Source organism: Roseivivax sp. THAF197b, from assembly GCF_009363255.1.
GTDB lineage: Bacteria > Pseudomonadota > Alphaproteobacteria > Rhodobacterales > Rhodobacteraceae > Roseivivax.
Map to the genome: position 1 here is coordinate 467,949 of NZ_CP045318.1, position 16,695 is coordinate 484,643.

Annotated in this window: 20 protein-coding genes and 1 riboswitch; of the genes, 16 read left to right on the top strand and 4 right to left on the bottom strand. The window is 65.2% G+C overall.

Going from position 1 to position 16,695, the window contains the following annotated elements; genetic code table 11:
* Positions 1–7: 7 nt before the first annotated feature.
* Positions 8–430, bottom strand: a complete 423-nt coding sequence (gene irrA / locus FIV09_RS02380; RefSeq protein ID WP_152448486.1) for an iron response transcriptional regulator IrrA — start codon at positions 428–430, stop codon at positions 8–10.
* A 177-nt stretch (positions 431–607) separates the two neighbouring features.
* Between irrA and fabA the strand changes: the two genes are divergently transcribed.
* From fabA to FIV09_RS02405, 5 genes are all read left to right on the top strand, one after another.
* Positions 608–1,117, top strand: a complete 510-nt coding sequence (gene fabA / locus FIV09_RS02385; RefSeq protein ID WP_152448487.1) for a bifunctional 3-hydroxydecanoyl-ACP dehydratase/trans-2-decenoyl-ACP isomerase — start codon at positions 608–610, stop codon at positions 1,115–1,117.
* A 171-nt stretch (positions 1,118–1,288) separates the two neighbouring features.
* Positions 1,289–2,518 (top strand): beta-ketoacyl-ACP synthase I, encoded by a 1,230-nt coding sequence (gene fabB / locus FIV09_RS02390; RefSeq protein WP_152448488.1) that lies wholly within the window; start codon positions 1,289–1,291, stop codon positions 2,516–2,518.
* Between the two features lie 26 nt (positions 2,519–2,544).
* Complete coding sequence (locus FIV09_RS02395; RefSeq protein WP_152448489.1) at positions 2,545–3,336, top strand: enoyl-ACP reductase; 792 nt, start codon at positions 2,545–2,547, stop codon at positions 3,334–3,336.
* A gap of 182 nt (positions 3,337–3,518) precedes the next feature.
* Positions 3,519–4,025 carry a thermonuclease family protein gene (locus tag FIV09_RS02400; RefSeq protein WP_152448490.1) on the top strand — a complete coding sequence of 169 codons (507 nt, stop codon included), beginning with the start codon at positions 3,519–3,521 and terminating at the stop codon, positions 4,023–4,025.
* A 60-nt stretch (positions 4,026–4,085) separates the two neighbouring features.
* Positions 4,086–4,760, top strand: coding sequence for an FAD-binding oxidoreductase (locus FIV09_RS02405; protein ID WP_152448491.1), 675 nt, complete (start codon positions 4,086–4,088; stop codon positions 4,758–4,760).
* 43 nt (positions 4,761–4,803) lie between these two features.
* Here the strand turns inward: FIV09_RS02405 and FIV09_RS02410 are convergent, their stop codons facing one another.
* Positions 4,804–5,673, bottom strand: a complete 870-nt coding sequence (locus FIV09_RS02410; protein WP_152448492.1) for a hypothetical protein — start codon at positions 5,671–5,673, stop codon at positions 4,804–4,806.
* Positions 5,674–5,778: 105 nt separating this feature from the next.
* Between FIV09_RS02410 and miaB the strand changes: the two genes are divergently transcribed.
* From miaB to metK, 8 genes are all read left to right on the top strand, one after another.
* Entirely contained in the window at positions 5,779–7,101 is a 1,323-nt protein-coding gene (gene miaB / locus FIV09_RS02415) for a tRNA (N6-isopentenyl adenosine(37)-C2)-methylthiotransferase MiaB (RefSeq protein WP_152448493.1), read from the top strand.
* A 244-nt stretch (positions 7,102–7,345) separates the two neighbouring features.
* Positions 7,346–7,957: an OmpA family protein gene (locus tag FIV09_RS02420; protein ID WP_152448494.1), complete on the top strand. Its 612-nt coding sequence runs from the start codon at positions 7,346–7,348 to the stop codon at positions 7,955–7,957.
* A 13-nt stretch (positions 7,958–7,970) separates the two neighbouring features.
* On the top strand, positions 7,971–8,294 hold the full coding sequence (locus FIV09_RS02425) for a hypothetical protein (RefSeq protein ID WP_152448495.1): 324 nt from the start codon (positions 7,971–7,973) through the stop codon (positions 8,292–8,294).
* A gap of 156 nt (positions 8,295–8,450) precedes the next feature.
* Positions 8,451–9,425 carry a PhoH family protein gene (locus tag FIV09_RS02430; protein WP_152448496.1) on the top strand — a complete coding sequence of 325 codons (975 nt, stop codon included), beginning with the start codon at positions 8,451–8,453 and terminating at the stop codon, positions 9,423–9,425.
* A 13-nt stretch (positions 9,426–9,438) separates the two neighbouring features.
* Entirely contained in the window at positions 9,439–9,963 is a 525-nt protein-coding gene (gene ybeY / locus FIV09_RS02435) for an rRNA maturation RNase YbeY (RefSeq protein WP_152448497.1), read from the top strand.
* Positions 9,964–9,990: 27 nt separating this feature from the next.
* Entirely contained in the window at positions 9,991–10,920 is a 930-nt protein-coding gene (locus tag FIV09_RS02440; RefSeq protein WP_152448498.1) for a transporter associated domain-containing protein, read from the top strand.
* The gene (gene lnt, locus FIV09_RS02445) at positions 10,913–12,430 is read left to right on the top strand and encodes an apolipoprotein N-acyltransferase (RefSeq protein WP_152448499.1); all 1,518 of its coding nucleotides are present in this window, start codon (positions 10,913–10,915) and stop codon (positions 12,428–12,430) included. Before FIV09_RS02440 ends, lnt begins: the two co-directional genes overlap by 8 nt.
* A 12-nt stretch (positions 12,431–12,442) precedes the next feature.
* Positions 12,443–12,490, top strand: a riboswitch (SAM-SAH riboswitch).
* A gap of 6 nt (positions 12,491–12,496) precedes the next feature.
* Positions 12,497–13,675 (top strand): methionine adenosyltransferase, encoded by a 1,179-nt coding sequence (gene metK / locus FIV09_RS02450; protein ID WP_152448500.1) that lies wholly within the window; start codon positions 12,497–12,499, stop codon positions 13,673–13,675.
* A 141-nt stretch (positions 13,676–13,816) separates the two neighbouring features.
* On the opposite strand, the gene FIV09_RS02455 is transcribed toward metK, so the two are convergent.
* Complete coding sequence (locus FIV09_RS02455) at positions 13,817–14,536, bottom strand: NUDIX hydrolase (RefSeq protein WP_152448501.1); 720 nt, start codon at positions 14,534–14,536, stop codon at positions 13,817–13,819.
* Positions 14,537–14,576: 40 nt separating this feature from the next.
* Entirely contained in the window at positions 14,577–14,969 is a 393-nt protein-coding gene (locus FIV09_RS02460) for a DUF983 domain-containing protein (protein WP_152448502.1), read from the bottom strand.
* A gap of 232 nt (positions 14,970–15,201) precedes the next feature.
* On the opposite strand from FIV09_RS02460, the gene FIV09_RS02465 reads away from it, so the two are divergent.
* The 3 genes from FIV09_RS02465 (at position 15,202) to FIV09_RS02475 (ending at position 16,693) form a co-directional block, all read left to right on the top strand.
* Complete coding sequence (locus FIV09_RS02465) at positions 15,202–15,693, top strand: EF-hand domain-containing protein (protein WP_152448503.1); 492 nt, start codon at positions 15,202–15,204, stop codon at positions 15,691–15,693.
* 78 nt (positions 15,694–15,771) lie between these two features.
* Complete coding sequence (locus tag FIV09_RS02470) at positions 15,772–16,338, top strand: RNA polymerase sigma factor (protein ID WP_152452297.1); 567 nt, start codon at positions 15,772–15,774, stop codon at positions 16,336–16,338.
* Complete coding sequence (locus FIV09_RS02475; protein WP_152448504.1) at positions 16,325–16,693, top strand: hypothetical protein; 369 nt, start codon at positions 16,325–16,327, stop codon at positions 16,691–16,693. The genes FIV09_RS02470 and FIV09_RS02475 overlap by 14 nt, the downstream gene beginning before the upstream one ends.
* The last annotated feature ends 2 nt before the right edge of the window (positions 16,694–16,695 follow it).

The window sequence follows — 16,695 nt, forward strand, 5'->3', positions numbered from 1 at the left end:
GGGGCGCTCAGTCGCCCCGACGACGCAGACGGATGATGACATCGACGGACGCGATCTCCGCACCCTCGGGGGCATTGGGGAGCTTCGCGATTTCCAGGTCCTCGGCGGGCGCATCGGTGAGGCGCGCCTCGTCTTCCCAGAAGAAATGCGGATGGTCGTGCACGTTCGTGTCGAAATAGCTTTTGGAGCCATCGACCATCACTTCCTGCACCAGACCCGCGTCGCAGAAGGCCCGCAGCGTGTTGTAGACCGTGGCGAGGGAGACTTTCTGCCCCTGCCGTTCCACATCGGCGAACAGGCTTTCGGCGGTGACATGGCGGTGATTGCCGTCACCGATCAGGAGGGCTGCCAGCGCCACGCGCTGCCGCGTCGGACGCAGACCCGCCTGGCTCAGCCATTCCGTGCTGCGATCGATTGCCGTGGGCTGCATTTGCGGTCCGTGTCCCTTGCTGCGTTCCATCGTATATATAGGGCCGATACCCCCGAAATTTCAAATGGATTCGCGGAATTCGCTCGGCTGATGCGATGCCGCTGCAGGCTTGCACCGGTCAAGGGGCGAGTGTTAGACGCGAACGGATCATGCACGCCACAGGGGGGCAAAGCGCGAATGGCCGAGTATCCGACGAGTTTCGACCGGGATGACCTTCTGAAATGCGCACGCGGCGAATTGTTCGGGGAGGGCAATGCCCAGCTGCCCGAGCCGCCGATGCTGATGATGGACCGGATCACGGACATCTCGGGCGATGGCGGGCCGAACGGCAAGGGCCACGTGCGGGCCGAATTCGATATCACCCCCGATCTGTGGTTCTTCGAGTGCCATTTCCCCGGAAACCCGATCATGCCCGGCTGTCTTGGCCTCGACGGGCTGTGGCAGCTCACCGGCTTCAATCTGGGCTGGCGCGGCTGGAAGGGCAGGGGCTATGCGCTGGGCGTGGGTGAGGTGAAGCTCACGGGCATGGTGCGGCCCAACCGCAAGATGCTCACCTATTTCGTCGATTTCACCAAGGCCGTGCAGACCCGCCGCCTGACCATGGGCGTGGCCGATGGCCGGGTCGAGGCCGATGGCGAGACGATATACCAGGTCAAGGACATGAAGGTCGCGCTCAGCGAAAGCTGAGTGTCGGCGATCGGGCGCCCGCGGGCGCGCCGGGTCTCGAAAACCGGCCGCCGGGGCGATGCCCGGCGGCTGTTTGCAGCGCGGTCGCGCGCAGCCTCCGCCGCACAGGCTGCTTGCACCTGCCGAGCCCCCTGTCCTACACAACCTCGGACACTTGATTAGGAGAGCGCCATGCGCCGCGTCGTCGTCACCGGACTGGGGATTGTCTCGTCCATCGGAAACAACGCAGACGAAGTTCTCGCCGCTCTGAAGGCGGGCAAATCCGGGATCACCGCGAACGAGGACATGAAGGAGCACGGCTTCCGGTCCCAGATCGCGGGCAATGTGAAGCTCGACGTGACCGAGCATGTCGACAAGCGCACGCTGCGCTTCATGGGGCCAGGGGCGGCCTATGCGCATATCGCCATGGGTCAGGCCATCGCCGATGCGGGCCTCGATGAGAGCGATATCTCGAACCCGCGAACGGGGCTCGTCGCAGGCTCCGGCGGGCCGTCGACCTCGGCGATGCTGGCCGCGCATCAGACGGTTCTGGAAAAGGGCAGCCCGAAGCGGATCGGGCCCTTCGCGGTGCCGAAATGCATGTCCTCCACGATCTCGGCGAACCTCTCGACGGCCTACAAAATCAAGGGCATCAACTACTCGATCACCTCGGCCTGCTCGACCTCGCTGCATTGCATCGGCAATGCGGCCGAGCAGATCATGTTGGGCAAGCAGGACCTGATGTTCGCGGGCGGCGGCGAGGAGCTGGACTGGACGCTGTCCTGCCTCTTCGACGCGATGGGCGCGATGTCGTCGAAGTATAACGACACGCCGGAGCGGGCCTCGCGCGCCTTCGACGCGGATCGCGACGGGTTTGTCATCGGCGGCGGTGGCGGCATCCTCGTTCTGGAGGAGCTGGAGCACGCCAAGGCGCGCGGCGCCAAGATCTACGCGGAAGTCACGGGCTACGGCGCCACGTCGGACGGGCACGACATGGTGGCGCCTTCTGGCGAGGGCGGCGAGCGCGCGATGCGTATCGCGCTCGAGACGCTGGGGGCGGATCGCCGCGTGGGCTACATCAACGCACACGGCACCTCGACGCCCGTGGGCGACGTGGGAGAGATCGAGGCCGTGCGCCGCGTCTTTGGCGACGGGCAGACGCCGCCCGTTTCCTCCACGAAGTCGATGACCGGCCACAGTCAGGGCGCTACCGGCGCGCAGGAGGCGGTCTATTGCCTTCTGATGCTGCAGCACGATTTCATCACGCCGTCGATCAATGTCGAGACGCTGGACCCGGCGCTGAAACCCGCGGAGATCGCGACCAGCCTTGTGGAGAATGCCGGGCTGGACACGGTGATGACGAATTCCTTCGGATTCGGCGGGACGAACGGGTCCATGCTGCTATCCAAATATCTGGATTGATGCGGTAAATTTGCGAGGACGAGACGATGGGCGGACTTCTTGAGGGCAAACGCGGCCTGATCATGGGGGTCGCCAACGAGCGCTCCATCGCGTGGGGGATCGCCAAGGCGATGGCGGAGGCCGGGGCGGAGCTGGCCTTCACCCATCAGGGCGAGGCCTTCGGCGCGCGTCTGAAGCCGCTGGCGGAGAGCGTCGGGTCGGATTTCATGGTCGATGTGGACGTGACTGACGAGGCCTCGCTCGATGCGGCGTTCGATGAGCTGTCTTCACGCTGGGACAGCCTCGATTTCCTGGTCCATGCGATCGCGTTTTCGGACAAGTCCGAGCTGCAGGGCCGGTTCATGAATACGAGCCGGGCCAACTTCAAGAACTCGCTCGATATCTCGTGCTATTCCTTCATCGACGTCGCGCGCCGTGCCCATCCGCTGATGGCGGAAAAGGGCGGCACGCTGCTGACCCTGACCTATCAGGGTTCGAACAAGGTCGTGCCGAATTACAACGTGATGGGCGTGGCCAAGGCCGCACTTGAATCGTCGGTGCGGTACCTCGCCAACGATCTAGGCCGCGAGGGCATCCGCGTGAACGCGCTCTCGCCGGGGCCCATGAAGACGCTGGCAGGGGCGGCCATCGGCGGCGCACGCAAGACCTTCAAGCATACCGATCAGAACGCGCCCTTGGGCTCGAACGCGACGCTGGAAGCCGTGGGCGGCACGGCCGTGTGGCTCGCCTCTGATGCGGGGGCCTGCACCACGGGCGAGGTCGTGCATATCGATGGCGGGTTCCACGTGCTGGGCATGCCGCAATACGACAACCTTTGAGCCCGTGATCTGGCGGGGCGGGCGTGCCGCCCGCGCATCTCTGGCCCGCTGATCGTGCCGATCATCGGGCGGGTGGGGGCGTTGCCCCCGTCGGCCGCAAGCGGCAGCCTCCGCCGGGCGTTTTTTGGACAGGGTGAGGGCAGGGTCATCTTCCCGCCCCAATGCCATGCGACAGCCAGGGCATGGCCAGGATCATCGATCTCAAACACGCGCGGCGACGGCGGTATTTCCGGCGCAATCAGCGCAGACGCCGCGGCCTGTTGCGCGGGCTCGGTCGGGCCATGTCGCCGGTCTTTGCGCTTGCCCTGATCCTGATGGGCTGGGCGGTCTGGGAGGAGATCCGCGCGGGCGGCGATCTCCGGGACGTCGCAACCGTCGTCGTGAATCGCGGTCTTCCGCAAAGCACCCAAGGGGGCACGCTGTCGGGCCATGTCACCCATGTGCGCGACGGCGATACGATCGAGGTCGCGGGCACGCCCGTGCGCTTTCGCTACCTCAACTGCGCGGAACTTGGCACGCGGGCGGGCGAGGAGGCCAAGCGTGTGATGCGTGATCTCGCGGCGGGCGCAGAGGTCACCTGTTCGCTGATCGGACGGATGTCCTACGACCGCCGGATCGGGACATGTCGGCTGAAGGACGGGCCCGACCTTCGCCATGCGATGTATGCGCGCGGTCAGTGCGGCGGCTGAGACGCGCGGAACAAGTGCGCGCGGGCGTCGTTATCCCTCCAACACCAAGGAGGTATTCCGATGTCCCACACATTAACGCTCAAATCCATCGAGCCCGTCACCCACGATACCCATCACCTCGTCTTCGACCGTCCCGAAGGCTTCGAGTTCGAGCCCGGACAGGCTGTTGATCTGGCACTCGACCGCGACGGCTGGCGCGAGGAAAAGCGGCCCTTCACCTTCACCTCGCTGCCGCAGGACGACACGCTCGAATTCGTCATCAAGTCCTATCCCGACCATGACGGCGTGACCGAGCAGATCGGCCAGCTCAAGGCCGGGGACCGCGTCATCATCGACGATCCCTGGGGCGCCATCTCCGACAAGGGGGCAGGCTGGTTCATCGCCGGTGGCGCGGGCGTTACGCCCTTCATCGCGATCCTCAAGAAGCGTCTGAAGGAGAACGGCACGCTAGAGGGCTCGACGCTGATTTTCTCCAACAAGACCGAGGCGGATATCATCCTGCGCGACACGTTCGAAAGCATGTCCGGTCTGAAATGCGTCTTCACCGTCACCGACGAGCCGGACAGCCCGCTCTGCATGGGGATGATCGGCAAGGAAATGTTGGCCGAACATGTGAGCCCCGGCGAAGGCCCCTGCTATATCTGCGGGCCGGATCCGATGATCGACGCCGTTGCGGATGCGCTGAAAGAGATCGGCGTGGCCGAAGAGCACATCATCACCGAGGAATTCGACTGAGGCGCGATGCCTGCCGCATTAAGTGAAAGCTATGAGAGCCCGGTCAGAACCACTGGCCGGGCTCCATCAATCCCAGATCCAGAAGCTGCCGGGAATGCCATTCGAACGCGGTGGAATTGTGCCAGGTGAAGCCGTGGATATCGAAGGTGGAGCCGGGATTCTTTTTCAGCGCCTTGGCCGTGCGGAAAGACACGATCGCCGCCGTCAGATTGTTATGCCAGGGGCAGGCATAGGTGTTGTATTCCTCATCCGAAAACGTGTGATCGTCCCGTAAGGTCAGCCCCGGCTTGGCGCGGAACAGGGCGATCCGGTCGATCTTGCGCCGCTTCTGGGGGATATGCTCCTCGTAGCGCCAGCGCAGGCCGCCGTAGAAGTCGAGCTGCCGTTCCTTGGGGTGATTGTGGTTCTCGGCGTCGTTCCGCGCGAGGGCGTAATAGCCCGACTTGTCGAGGCAGGCATCGTCGAGCGACACGGCATCGGGCGCATTGTGCAGATCGCGGGCATAAAGATCGACCACGTAGGTCAGCATCGCGTCGCGCCGTTCCTCGGTATGGAAGGCCAGCATCTCCGAGACGCTGCGTGTCTCGCAGAAGGGATAGAACAGGTATTCCGCGTTGTAGCAGTAATACATCCAGAGGCCGGGCGCGGCCGCGATCACCGCATTCACGGCCTTCTGTGCCGCGCCTTCTTCCGTCAGCGCGTCGTCGATGCGGATCACCTCTCCCCGCAGATCCGGCGGCAGATCGAAAATCGGCGACATGAAGACGATCACGGTGCGAAAGCCCAGATGCTGATGATGCCGGATCGTGGTGTCGAGTTCGACCGTGTCCTCGGCGAAGATCATCGCGACCGGCCCCTTTTTCAGGGCCGGGCCGGGGTCGGACAGGAAGTTGGCAAGGGATTTGAAATGCATCTGCTCTCTTCTTTAGTCGAAGAATCCTGAAATTCGGTGTGCATTGCAAGAGGTCCTGCATCTGCGTTATGTGCGCGGCTGATCCTGACCCCGGAGAGCCGTGCCATGACTGCGCCGAAGAAGCTGTTTATCAAGACCTATGGCTGTCAGATGAACGTCTATGACAGCGAACGCATGGCCGAGGCGCTGGGCGGCGAGGGCTATGTCGAGACGTCGACGCCCGATGACGCCGACATGATCCTGCTGAACACCTGCCATATCCGGGAAAAGGCCGCCGAGAAGGTCTATTCCGAACTGGGCCGCTACAAGGGCCTGAAAGCCGAAAAGCCCGACCTGAAGATCGGCGTGGCGGGTTGCGTCGCGCAGGCCGAGGGCGCGGAGATCGTGCGCCGTCAGCCCATGGTCGATCTAGTCGTGGGGCCGCAGAGTTATCACCGCCTGCCGGACCTTCTGGCAAAGACGCAAGGCGGCGCACGTGCGCTCGACACCGAGTTTCCCGACGAGGACAAGTTCGACCACCTCAAGGCCCGCCCCAAGGCGCGCCGGGCCCCGGCGGCGTTCCTGACCGTGCAGGAAGGTTGCGACAAGTTCTGCGCCTTCTGCGTCGTGCCCTACACGCGCGGCGCCGAGGTGTCCCGCCCGGTCGATCGCGTCCTGTCCGAAGCGCGCGATCTCGTGGAACGCGGCGTGCGTGAGATCACGCTTCTGGGCCAGAACGTGAACGCCTATCACGGCGTGGGCCCGGATGCGGCGGACTGGTCGCTGGCGCGGCTCGTGCGGGAATTGGCGAAGATCGACGGGTTGGCGCGCATCCGCTTCACCACCTCGCACCCCAATGACATGGACGACGACCTGATCGCCGCGCATGGCGATTGCGAGAAGCTGATGCCCTACCTGCACCTGCCCGTGCAGTCGGGCTCGGACAGGATCCTCAAACGGATGAACCGCCAGCATACCGCCGACAGCTACCTCGCGCTGATCGAGCGGCTGCGCGCGGCCCGGCCCGATCTGCACATGTCGGGCGATTTCATCGTGGGCTTCCCCGAAGAGACCGAGGCGGACTTTCAGGCCACGCTCGACCTTGTGGAGGCCGTGCAATACGGCTCCGCCTTCTCGTTCAAGTACTCGACCCGGCCCGGCACGCCGGCAGCCGAACGCGCGCAGGTCCCGGAAGATGAAAAGACGGAGCGTTTGCAGCGGTTGCAAGCGCTTCTGACCCGGCAACAGCGCGCCCTGCAGGATGCGATGGTCGGGCGCGACGTGCAGGTCCTCTTCGAAAAGCCCGGGCGGATGCCGGGCCAGATGGTCGGCAAGTCGGAATACCTGCATGCGGTGCATGTGACGGCCGAGGATGTGACCGCCGGGGAAATCCGGACGGTGCGGATTACCGGGTCGGGGCCGAACTCGCTGTCCGGTGCGCTGATCTAGCGCGGCGTGCGGGCGGCCTGCGGCGCGCCCACGTCGCTAAGCCGCTGTTTCAAATTCCAGAATTGGCGATTGTGTCAGGATTGTGGCTCGATGGGGATTGTTTCCCGTCCGGCCACAATATCTAGTGGATTTTCCTTCACACAGACGGTTTTGCTGCTAAAGTGTTGATTATAGTAGCTTTGCGTTTCCCGGTCTGAATGCCGCTGCGCAGGGTTCGGGGGATTGATAAATAGTTGAAGGAACGATGGCTGTGGCGCATTCCGTTTTCAAGACCGCAAAGGCGGCACTTCTCAGCGTGGCGTTCGCCGCGTCGGCGGTGCTTCCCGGTGCAGTCGCCGCCGACACCGCAGAGGCGCGGGTGCCGGTGATCTCGACGCAGAACACGACGACGATCGTGGGCGAACGGTACATCCCCGGCATCTGGGTGGATCCCGATGGGTGCGAGCATTGGGTGATGGATGACGGCGTCGAGGGCTACATGAGCCCCCATGTCAATCGCAAGGGCATCCCGGTCTGCCGCCGGGGCAATGTCTGCGGCGTGATGAATTCCGACCAGTTCTTCGCAACCGACAGCTACCGCATCAGCCATGCGGGCAAGCAGCGTCTTGCGGAGTTCTTCCGTTCGGCCTCGGCCACGGCCTTCACCATCGTTGGCCACACCGACAGTCGCGCGAGCGATCAGTACAACATGCGTCTGAGCTACAACCGCGCCAATTCGGTCGCGGCAGTGGGCAAATCCGTCGGCGCTCGCATCGTCGATGTGCGCGGCTACGGCGAGCGTATGCCGGTGGCGTCGAACGCCTCGGCAACCGGCATGGCGAAGAACCGCCGCGTCGAAATCATCTGCATTCGCTAAGGGGACGAGCGACATGAACATCACGAAACTCGCCCTGATCGGTCTGGCCGCTGCCGCGCTTTCCGGCTGCGAACTGGCCGACGGCATCGGCGGCTACGGTCCGGACAAATCCATCGACCGCGGCATCGACGCGGATGACCTGTCGACCATGCGCGCAGGCATCTGGGTCGATCCCAACGGCTGCGATCACTGGATCATCGACGACGGCGTCGAAGGCTACCTCTCGGCGCGGATCGACAAGTATGGCCGCCCGGTCTGCTCTGGCTCGGCCCCGCCGACCGTCGCCACCGGAGACTTCAAGCAGGGCTCCACCTCGATCATCGGCGACCCGCTCTGATCGCGCCTTGCCCATACGAAGATCAGCGCCGCGCAGGGGTCGTATCCTCTGGGCGGCGTTTTTATATGCAGGAGCAGGGTCGGGCACCGCTTGTGTCTTGCTCATCCGCCCCGCGCTTGAAACAGTGACGATAGACTCGCAAACACGGAGAGCTGTGTGACGACCGGCACCCTGACCGACGCCTCGATCGAATTTCCCGATAACCGCCTGCTCATCGAACTTTGCGGCGAGTTCGACCGCAATCTGACCGATATCGAAGGCCGTCTGGGTGTGCAGATCCTGCGCCGCGGCAACCATCTGGCCGTGCATGGCGAACCCGATGCCCAGAAGGAAGCGGTGGAGGTTCTGACCAGCCTCTACAACCGGCTCGAACAGGGCAAGGGCGTGGAGCGGGGCGATATCGACCGTGAGTTCCGCATGAGCGCGGAGCCCGAGGCCGAAGATCAGCTCGAGATGTTCTCGGGCGGCCATGTCGAGATCAAGACCCGCAAGAAGCTCGTTGAGCCGCGCACCGAGGCGCAGAAGGCCTACGTTCGCGCGCTTTACGACAACGAACTGGCCTTCGGGATCGGGCCTGCGGGCACCGGCAAGACCTATCTCGCCGTGGCGGTCGGCGTGAACATGTATATCAACGGCATGGTCGACAAGATCATCCTGTCGCGCCCTGCCGTGGAGGCGGGTGAACGTCTGGGCTTCCTGCCGGGCGACATGAAGGACAAGATCGACCCCTACATGCAGCCGCTTTACGACGCGCTGAACGACTTCCTGCCCGGCAAGATGCTGGCCAAGATGATGGAAGAGAAGACGGTCGAGATCGCGCCGCTCGCGTTCATGCGGGGCCGCACGCTCGCCAATGCCTTCGTTGTGCTCGACGAGGCGCAGAACGCGACCTCGATGCAGATGAAGATGTTTCTCACGCGTCTGGGCGAGGGCTCGCGCATGGTCATCACCGGCGACCGCAGCCAGGTGGACCTGCCGCGCGGCGTGCAATCGGGCCTGCGGGACGCCGAACGCATCCTGACCAATATCGACCGGATCTCGTTCAACTATTTCACCGCCGCCGACGTTGTGCGGCACCCGCTCGTGGCGGCGATCATCAACGCCTACGACAAGGACGCGGAAAGCGCGTGAGCCGGGGCGCGCCATGTTGACCGAGACGATCCTCGAGGATGAAGGCTGGGCGGCGCTGAACCTCTCCGAGCGCGCGGAGGCTGCGGCGCGTGGGGCACTGGCCGCGCTGGATCTGGACCCCGATGCGTTCGAGATCGCGGTTCTGGGCTGCAATGATGCCCGCATCGCCACGCTCAACGCGGATTTCCGCGGCAAGCCCCAGCCCACCAATGTGCTCAGCTGGCCCGAAGAGGACCTCGCGGCCGAGGAGCCGGGGGGCGAGCCGGAACGCCCGGTGCCGCAGGACGCCGAGCCGCATTTCCTCGGCGATATCGCCATCGCCCGGGAGACATGTCTGCGCGAGGCGCGCGAGCAGCGCCTATCCGCCGATCATCACGTCACGCATTTGATCGTTCATGGCGTGTTACATCTGTTAGGCTATGACCATGTCCGTGACGAAGACGCCACATTGATGGAACGGCTGGAAGCACGGATACTTGGAAATATGGGCATCGCGGACCCATATGTTGAAAGACCGATACACGACGCAACGAATTGACCGGGTTACAAGAGGACAGACGGAAGGATGGGCGACAGCGACGCATCGTCTAACGCAGCGCCAGGCGCGCATGAGGACGACGCAGAAGACAGGCCGGGATTCTTCCGGCGTTTGTTCGACGGCATGGGCTATGCCGCGAGCGATGACGACAGCGATGGCCCAGCGGCGCATCCGTCGACGCGTCCCAGTGTGGGGCTGGCGAATCTCAGACGCATGCGCGTCGATGACGTCTCCATTCCCAAGGCCGATATCATCGCGGTGCCCGACACGATCACCAGGGATGAGCTGGTCTCGGTCTTCCGGGAAAGCGGCCTGACGCGTCTGCCGGTCTATTCCGGAACGCTCGATACGCCCGTCGGCATGGCGCATCTGAAGGATTTCGCGCTGATGCACGGCTTCAACGGCAAGGGCACGGCGTTCAACCTCAAGAAGATGCTGCGGCCTTTGTTGTTCGTGCCGCCCTCCATGCCCATCGGCGTGCTTCTTACCAAGATGCAGACCGAGCGGCGGCATATGGCGCTGGTGATCGACGAATATGGCGGCGTGGACGGGCTCGTCACGATCGAGGACCTGATCGAGCAGGTCATCGGCGAGATCGAGGATGAGCACGACACCGAGGAAGGCAAGAACTGGCGCGTCGAAAAGCCCGGATGCTACCTCGTCTTGGCCAAGACCCAGCTTGAGGAATTCGAAGCCGAGATCGGTCTCGACCTGACCCAGGACGAGGAAATCGACGGCGAGGAGATCGAGACGCTGGGCGGGCTCGTCTTCGTGCTGGCAGGCCACGTGCCTGCGCGCGGCGAGGTGGTGCCGCATCCTGCGGGCCTTGAATTCGAAGTGGTCGATGCCGATCCACGCCGGATCAAGCGTTTGCGCGTGCGGATGCCGGGCGCGCTGGGTGCGGCCACGGCGCCGCCAGCGCGCGCGCAAGGGGCGGCGTCCGGCCAGAATGGCTGATACGGGTCGCGCGGCGGAGGCACCCAGCCGGGCCAAACTGGTGGGCGGCGCGCTGTTTCTGGGCCTCGTCTTCGCGACCGGGCAGGCACCGTTCGATCTGTGGTATCTGGCCCTGGCGGCCCTCGCTGCCGCGATCTGGCTGATCGGGGCTGCGGGCACGCCACGGCAGGCTGGCTGGACCGGCTGGGCCTTCGGCGCGGGCTATTTCGGCTTCTCCATGAGCTGGCTCGTTGAGCCATTCCTCGTCGATGCGGCCGTCACAGGCTGGATGGCGCCCTTCGCGCTGATCCTCGCCGCGGGCGGGTTTGCGCTCTTCTGGGCCTGGCCCGCCTGGGCCGCGATACGGGCGGGGCAACCCTGGCTTCTGGTGCCGCTCTGGGCCCTGTCGGAGCTGCTGCGCGCCTATCTCTTGACGGGCTTTCCCTGGGGCATGGTCGGCTATGTGCTGGCACCCACGACGGCGGTGCAATGGGTGGCGCTGATCGGCCCCCATGGCCTGAACCTCGTCGTGCTGGCCTTGGCCGCCATGGCCGTGGCCGGGCTCGAAAGACGGGATCTGCGGCTCGGACTTGCGACCTGCCTCGGCGCCGCATTGCTGTTCGGCGGGGGCTGGGCACGGCTTGCCCCACCCGCGCCGGAGACCGGCCGCCCGGTCATCCGCCTCGTGCAACCCAATGCGCCGCAGGACGAAAAATGGCAGCCGGGGCGCGCGCAGATGTTCTTCGAACGGCAGGTCTCAGCCAGTGCCGCCGCCCCGCGGCCCGACTTCATCCTCTGGCCAGAGACAGCCGTGCCCGTGCTCCTCAACCATGCCGAAGAGGCGCTCCGGATCATCTCGGAGGCTGCGGGTCCGGTGCCCGTCCTTCTGGGCATCCAGCGCGAGGAGGCGGGGCGCTATTACAATTCCTCGGTGCTGATCGGGCCGAACGGGCAGGTGCGCGACACCTATGACAAGCACCACCTCGTGCCGTTCGGGGAATACATGCCCGCGGCGTGGTTCTTCCGGCATATCAATGTCTCGGGTCTCGCGCAGAGGGCCGAATATGGCTATTCCTCCGGCCCCGGTCCGCGCTTGCTCGACCTCGGGGCATTGGGGCAGGCGCTGCCGCTGATCTGCTACGAGGCGGTCTTTCCGCAGGATGTGGGCGGGGCGCCGGAGCGGGCCGACATGATCCTGCAGATGACGAATGATGCGTGGTTTGGGAAATGGTCGGGTCCGTATCAGCACCTGATGCAGGCGCGCCTTCGGGCGATCGAACAGGGCTTGCCGGTGATGCGCTCGGCCAATACCGGCGTCTCGGCGGTGATCGACGGCTATGGCCGCATCCGCGCCTCCCTGCCGCTTGGGCAATCGGGATATGTCGACGCGGCGGTCCCGCCGCCGCTTGCTCCCACGCTCTATGCGCGGAGCGGCGATTTGCCCATCCTGCTGTGGCTTCTAGGTTGCGTTGGTCTGGGCCTCTGGCGGTGGCGCGGCAATCGCATTGACGCTGCACAGGGGCACCGATAAGCCGTAATTCATTCCCTGTCACAACGGCTTCCTGGCGTGGCAGCAGACCTCAATGGAGCACTTCCCATGGCCCGTAACGATTATATCTTCACCTCCGAGTCCGTCTCGGAGGGGCATCCCGACAAAGTGTGCGACCGGATCTCCGACGCGATCCTCGATGCGCTTCTGGCCGAGGATCCGCTGGCGCGCGTCGCCTGCGAGACCTTCGCCACCACCGACCGCGTGGTGATCGGCGGCGAGGTCGGGCTGACCGATCAGGACAAGCTCGCCGAATACATGGAGCGGATCCCCGACATCACGCGCGACTGTATCCGCGACATCGGGTACGAGCAGGACAAGTTCCACTGGAACACCTGCGAGATCACCAATCTCCTGCACGAGCAATCGGCCCATATCGCGCAAGGTGTGACGGGCGAGCGCGGCGACGAGGGTGCCGGCGATCAGGGCATCATGTTCGGCTATGCGACGAACGAAACGGACGCGCTGATGCCTGCTCCGATCCAGTTCAGCCACGCGATCCTGCGGCGTCTCGCCGAGGTGCGCAAATCGGGCCAGGAGCCGCTTCTGCGGCCCGACGCCAAGACCCAGCTTTCGGTGCGCTACGAGAACGGCAAGCCCGTGGGCGTCACGCAGATCGTGCTCTCGACGCAGCACGCGGATGACAGCCAGAGTTCCGCCGATATCCGCGCCATCGTGGAGCCTTACATCCGCGAAGTGCTGCCCGAAGGCTGGATCAGCGGCGAGACGGAATGGTGGGTGAACCCCACCGGCACCTTCGTGATCGGGGGCCCCGACGGCGATGCGGGCCTGACGGGCCGCAAGATCATCGTCGACACCTATGGCGGTGCGGCGCCCCATGGCGGTGGCGCGTTCTCGGGCAAGGACCCGACCAAGGTGGACCGCTCGGCGGCTTACGCGGCGCGCTATCTGGCGAAGAACGTGGTCGCGGCGGGCCTCGCGGAGCGCTGCACCATCCAACTGTCTTATGCCATCGGCGTGGCCAAGCCCCTGTCCATTTATTGCGACACGTTCGGCACCGGCGAGGTGGACGCGGCGGCCATCGAGCGCGCGATCCCAAAGGTCATGGACCTCACCCCGCGCGGCATCCGCACGCATCTGGACCTCAACAAGCCCATCTATGCCCGCACGGCGGCTTACGGCCATTTCGGGCGGGAGCCTGATGCGGATGGCGGCTTTTCGTGGGAGAAGACGGACCTGGCCGAGGCGCTCGCACGCGAGACCTGAGCGCGGCGCAGGTCTTGAGATCGGGAGCGAGGGGGCTGTCTGCCCCCTCACACTCCCCCGAGAGGTATTTTCGGTCCGGTCGTGACAGGGGGGCTGCGCTTTTTCGGGCGTCGGGCTTGAATGGGCGGCGTGGAAGCCGTCTCAGATCAGCCGTTCGCCCCGCAATCGCAGGAAGAGGCTTTCCTCGTCATCGTTGCGAAAGAACGGGACCGAGCTCGGCGGGGCGGGATCGGCGGCGCGGGCCGCGATTTCGGCCAGGACCACTTCGGTGATGAAGGGCATGTCGAGGGCGCGCACCTCGTCCAGCGCAACCCATCTGAGATGCGACAGCTCGTCCGAGGCCGCGCTGAAATCGTCGGGATCCGAGGCCAGCGCATCCGCATCCGCCAGAAAGAAGCGCGCGTCAAAGCGGCGCGGGCGCCCCGGCGGTGTGATCGCGCGAAAGACGAATTGCAGCGCCTCGGCGGAGGGGCGGTGCCCGGTCGCCGCGAAATCGCGCCAATCGGCGGGCGGGTCCGGCCAATCGCCCGGCGCGCCGAGGATCTGACCGGTCTCCTCGAACAATTCGCGGATCGCGGTCAGGGGAAGGGCTGCGGCGATGTCGGGCGGGCTGTCCTCCGCAAGGCGGTCGCGGCAGAGATCGGAAAGGCCGCGGGCCAGCGGCACGGACCCGTCACCGGGATCGCGCGCCCCGCCCGGAAAGACGAATTTCGACGGCATGAAGACCGCCTTGGCGCCGCGCTGCCCCATCAGGACATGGGGGCGTGTCGCGCGATCGCGCAGGACGATCACGGTGGCAGCATCGCGCAGGGCGGATTTGTCTTGCGGGGCCGGTGTCGCGCCCGCGGCGTTGTCGGTCATGCCTCATCCTGCCTTGCGGCGCGCCGCGCATGGGGGCCGGTCAGGTCTCGTCGCTGCCGAAGCCGTGCATGCCGCGCGCCCATTGGAACGCGACGATCGCGCCTTTCAATCGAGGCAGAAGGTAGAGGGAAAGGCCAATGCAGCCAACCGCAAAGATCGTGAAAAGCACGAGCGGCTCGGGGCGCCAGGTCTCGAACACGATCAGCAGAAGCGGCGCCATCAGGTGGCCGACGATCAGGATCGTCAGGTAGGCCGGGCCGTCATCCGCGCGGTGGTGATGCAGATCCTCGCGGCAGACCGGGCACCGGTCGCGCACTTTCAGATATCCCGACAAAAGCGGTCCGGTGCCGCAATTGGGGCAGCGCATGCGCCAGCCTTTCAGGAGGGCAGGCCATGTTTCACGGGCCTCATGGGTCTCTTGGGCGGGCTGCATCTGATCTCCGGAAGCTTGCGACTCGGCGAATATGCCCCCCCGCGGCCTGCGCTTAAAGGGTGCAGATGGTCCTTGCGGCTGGATGTCGCGAATAAAACCCGGCCATCCGCACAGCGTTCCAACTTTTTTCGACGGGTTTCGCGGGCAGGCCCGTGAAAGGGATGTGCGTCGGACAGAGAGGCCAAAGCGGACCATCTGGGCGCGGCGCTGAACAATAGACAGGAGAGCCTTAATGACAAAGGGCAACACCAAGACCGCCATCCTCGCCCTGCTGATCGCAGGCATTGCCGTGACTGCCAACGCGCAGGATACGACACGTCCCGAAAAGGCACGCGGCGCGGGCTTTGCGCAAATCGACGCCGATCAGGACGGGCGCGTGACCGAGGCCGAGATGATCGCCATGGCCGAGGCGCGCTTCGCGGCACGGGATGCAAATGGCGACGGCGTTCTGAGCAGCGACGAGATCCTCGCCGAGCGTCGTGCCAAGCAAAGCGACCGGGCCACGCGGATGATCGAGCGGCTGGATAGCGATGGCGACAACGCCCTCAGCTTCGCGGAAATCTCCGAGCGACGCGATCCCGCAGAGCTTTTCGCGCGGCTTGATGCGAACGAGGACGGCGCTGTCAGCGAAGAGGAATTCGCAGCGCTGAAAAAGATGCGCGGACATCGCGGGGCCGACCGGGACGGCCATAGTGGCCGGGGCCACGGCAAAGCGCGCAATTGATGAACGGGGGCGCGCCCTTGCCCGAAAGGGTGGGGCGCGCTACCGGCTTGGCAAAGGGTCGCGGCATTGGCGCTGGATATGATGGGCGAGGAGAGTGACGAAGCGCTTCTGGCGCGGATCGCAGGGGGCGATGCGGCGGCCGCACGGGCGCTCAGCCTGCGGCTTGCGCCGCGCGTTCTGGCCCATGCCCATCGCATGCTCGGCGACCGGGCCGAGGCCGAGGACGTGACCCAGGAAGCGCTCCTGCGGCTGTGGCGGTTCGCGCCCGATTGGCGGGACGGGCAGGCCAAGGTCAGCACGTGGCTCTACCGGGTGACGGCGAACCTGTGCATCGACCGGCAGCGCAAGCAGCGGACAACCGGCCTCGACGCGGTGCCGGAGGTCGCGGATGACCGGATGAGCGTCGCCGACGAATTGACTGCCCGCGACCGGGCCCGGGCCCTGCAGGAAGCGCTTCTGGAATTGCCGGATCGGCAGCGCCAGGCGGTGGTTCTGAAACACATAGAAGGCTGCGCAACGCGCGAAATCGCCCAGATCATGGACATCGGGCCAAGGGCGGCGGAGAGTCTGATCGCGCGGGGACGGCGGGCGCTGGACGCCCGGTTGAGCGGGCGACGCGAGGAGTTGGGATATGGCGAAGACTGATCGGAATAGCGCGGGCACGGACCCGCTCGAGGCATATTTCAGCGCGGCCCGGGATCAGCCGATCGAGGCGGAGCCGGATTTCCTGGCGCGCATCGCAGCCGATGCCGAGGCAGCGGCTTTGGCGCGCCCAGCTAGGCGCCCAAAACCCGGCCTGCTGCGTCAGCTGGGCGAGGCCATCGGCGGATGGCCCGCGCTGACAGGGCTCGTCACGGCGGGGCTCGCAGGCCTCTGGATCGGGTTCGAGACCCCGGACGGGCTTGCAGCACCGATCGAGGTCTTCTGGACCGGGGCCGAAACGGAGGCGGGCGCCACGCTGTTCGGATCGGATTACGACACGTTGCTCGGAGAGAGTTGAGA

Coding starts and splice junctions, on each gene's coding strand:
- irrA (WP_152448486.1), bottom strand. CDS start 430: ATGCAGCCCACGGCAATCGATCGCAGCACGGAATGGCTGAGCCAGGCG.
- fabA (WP_152448487.1), top strand. CDS start 608: ATGGCCGAGTATCCGACGAGTTTCGACCGGGATGACCTTCTGAAATGC.
- fabB (WP_152448488.1), top strand. CDS start 1,289: ATGCGCCGCGTCGTCGTCACCGGACTGGGGATTGTCTCGTCCATCGGA.
- FIV09_RS02395 (WP_152448489.1), top strand. CDS start 2,545: ATGGGCGGACTTCTTGAGGGCAAACGCGGCCTGATCATGGGGGTCGCC.
- FIV09_RS02400 (WP_152448490.1), top strand. CDS start 3,519: ATGGCCAGGATCATCGATCTCAAACACGCGCGGCGACGGCGGTATTTC.
- FIV09_RS02405 (WP_152448491.1), top strand. CDS start 4,086: ATGTCCCACACATTAACGCTCAAATCCATCGAGCCCGTCACCCACGAT.
- FIV09_RS02410 (WP_152448492.1), bottom strand. CDS start 5,673: ATGCATTTCAAATCCCTTGCCAACTTCCTGTCCGACCCCGGCCCGGCC.
- miaB (WP_152448493.1), top strand. CDS start 5,779: ATGACTGCGCCGAAGAAGCTGTTTATCAAGACCTATGGCTGTCAGATG.
- FIV09_RS02420 (WP_152448494.1), top strand. CDS start 7,346: ATGGCTGTGGCGCATTCCGTTTTCAAGACCGCAAAGGCGGCACTTCTC.
- FIV09_RS02425 (WP_152448495.1), top strand. CDS start 7,971: ATGAACATCACGAAACTCGCCCTGATCGGTCTGGCCGCTGCCGCGCTT.
- ybeY (WP_152448497.1), top strand. CDS start 9,439: ATGTTGACCGAGACGATCCTCGAGGATGAAGGCTGGGCGGCGCTGAAC.
- FIV09_RS02440 (WP_152448498.1), top strand. CDS start 9,991: ATGGGCGACAGCGACGCATCGTCTAACGCAGCGCCAGGCGCGCATGAG.
- lnt (WP_152448499.1), top strand. CDS start 10,913: ATGGCTGATACGGGTCGCGCGGCGGAGGCACCCAGCCGGGCCAAACTG.
- metK (WP_152448500.1), top strand. CDS start 12,497: ATGGCCCGTAACGATTATATCTTCACCTCCGAGTCCGTCTCGGAGGGG.
- FIV09_RS02455 (WP_152448501.1), bottom strand. CDS start 14,536: ATGACCGACAACGCCGCGGGCGCGACACCGGCCCCGCAAGACAAATCC.
- FIV09_RS02460 (WP_152448502.1), bottom strand. CDS start 14,969: ATGCAGCCCGCCCAAGAGACCCATGAGGCCCGTGAAACATGGCCTGCC.
- FIV09_RS02465 (WP_152448503.1), top strand. CDS start 15,202: ATGACAAAGGGCAACACCAAGACCGCCATCCTCGCCCTGCTGATCGCA.
- FIV09_RS02470 (WP_152452297.1), top strand. CDS start 15,772: ATGATGGGCGAGGAGAGTGACGAAGCGCTTCTGGCGCGGATCGCAGGG.
- FIV09_RS02475 (WP_152448504.1), top strand. CDS start 16,325: ATGGCGAAGACTGATCGGAATAGCGCGGGCACGGACCCGCTCGAGGCA.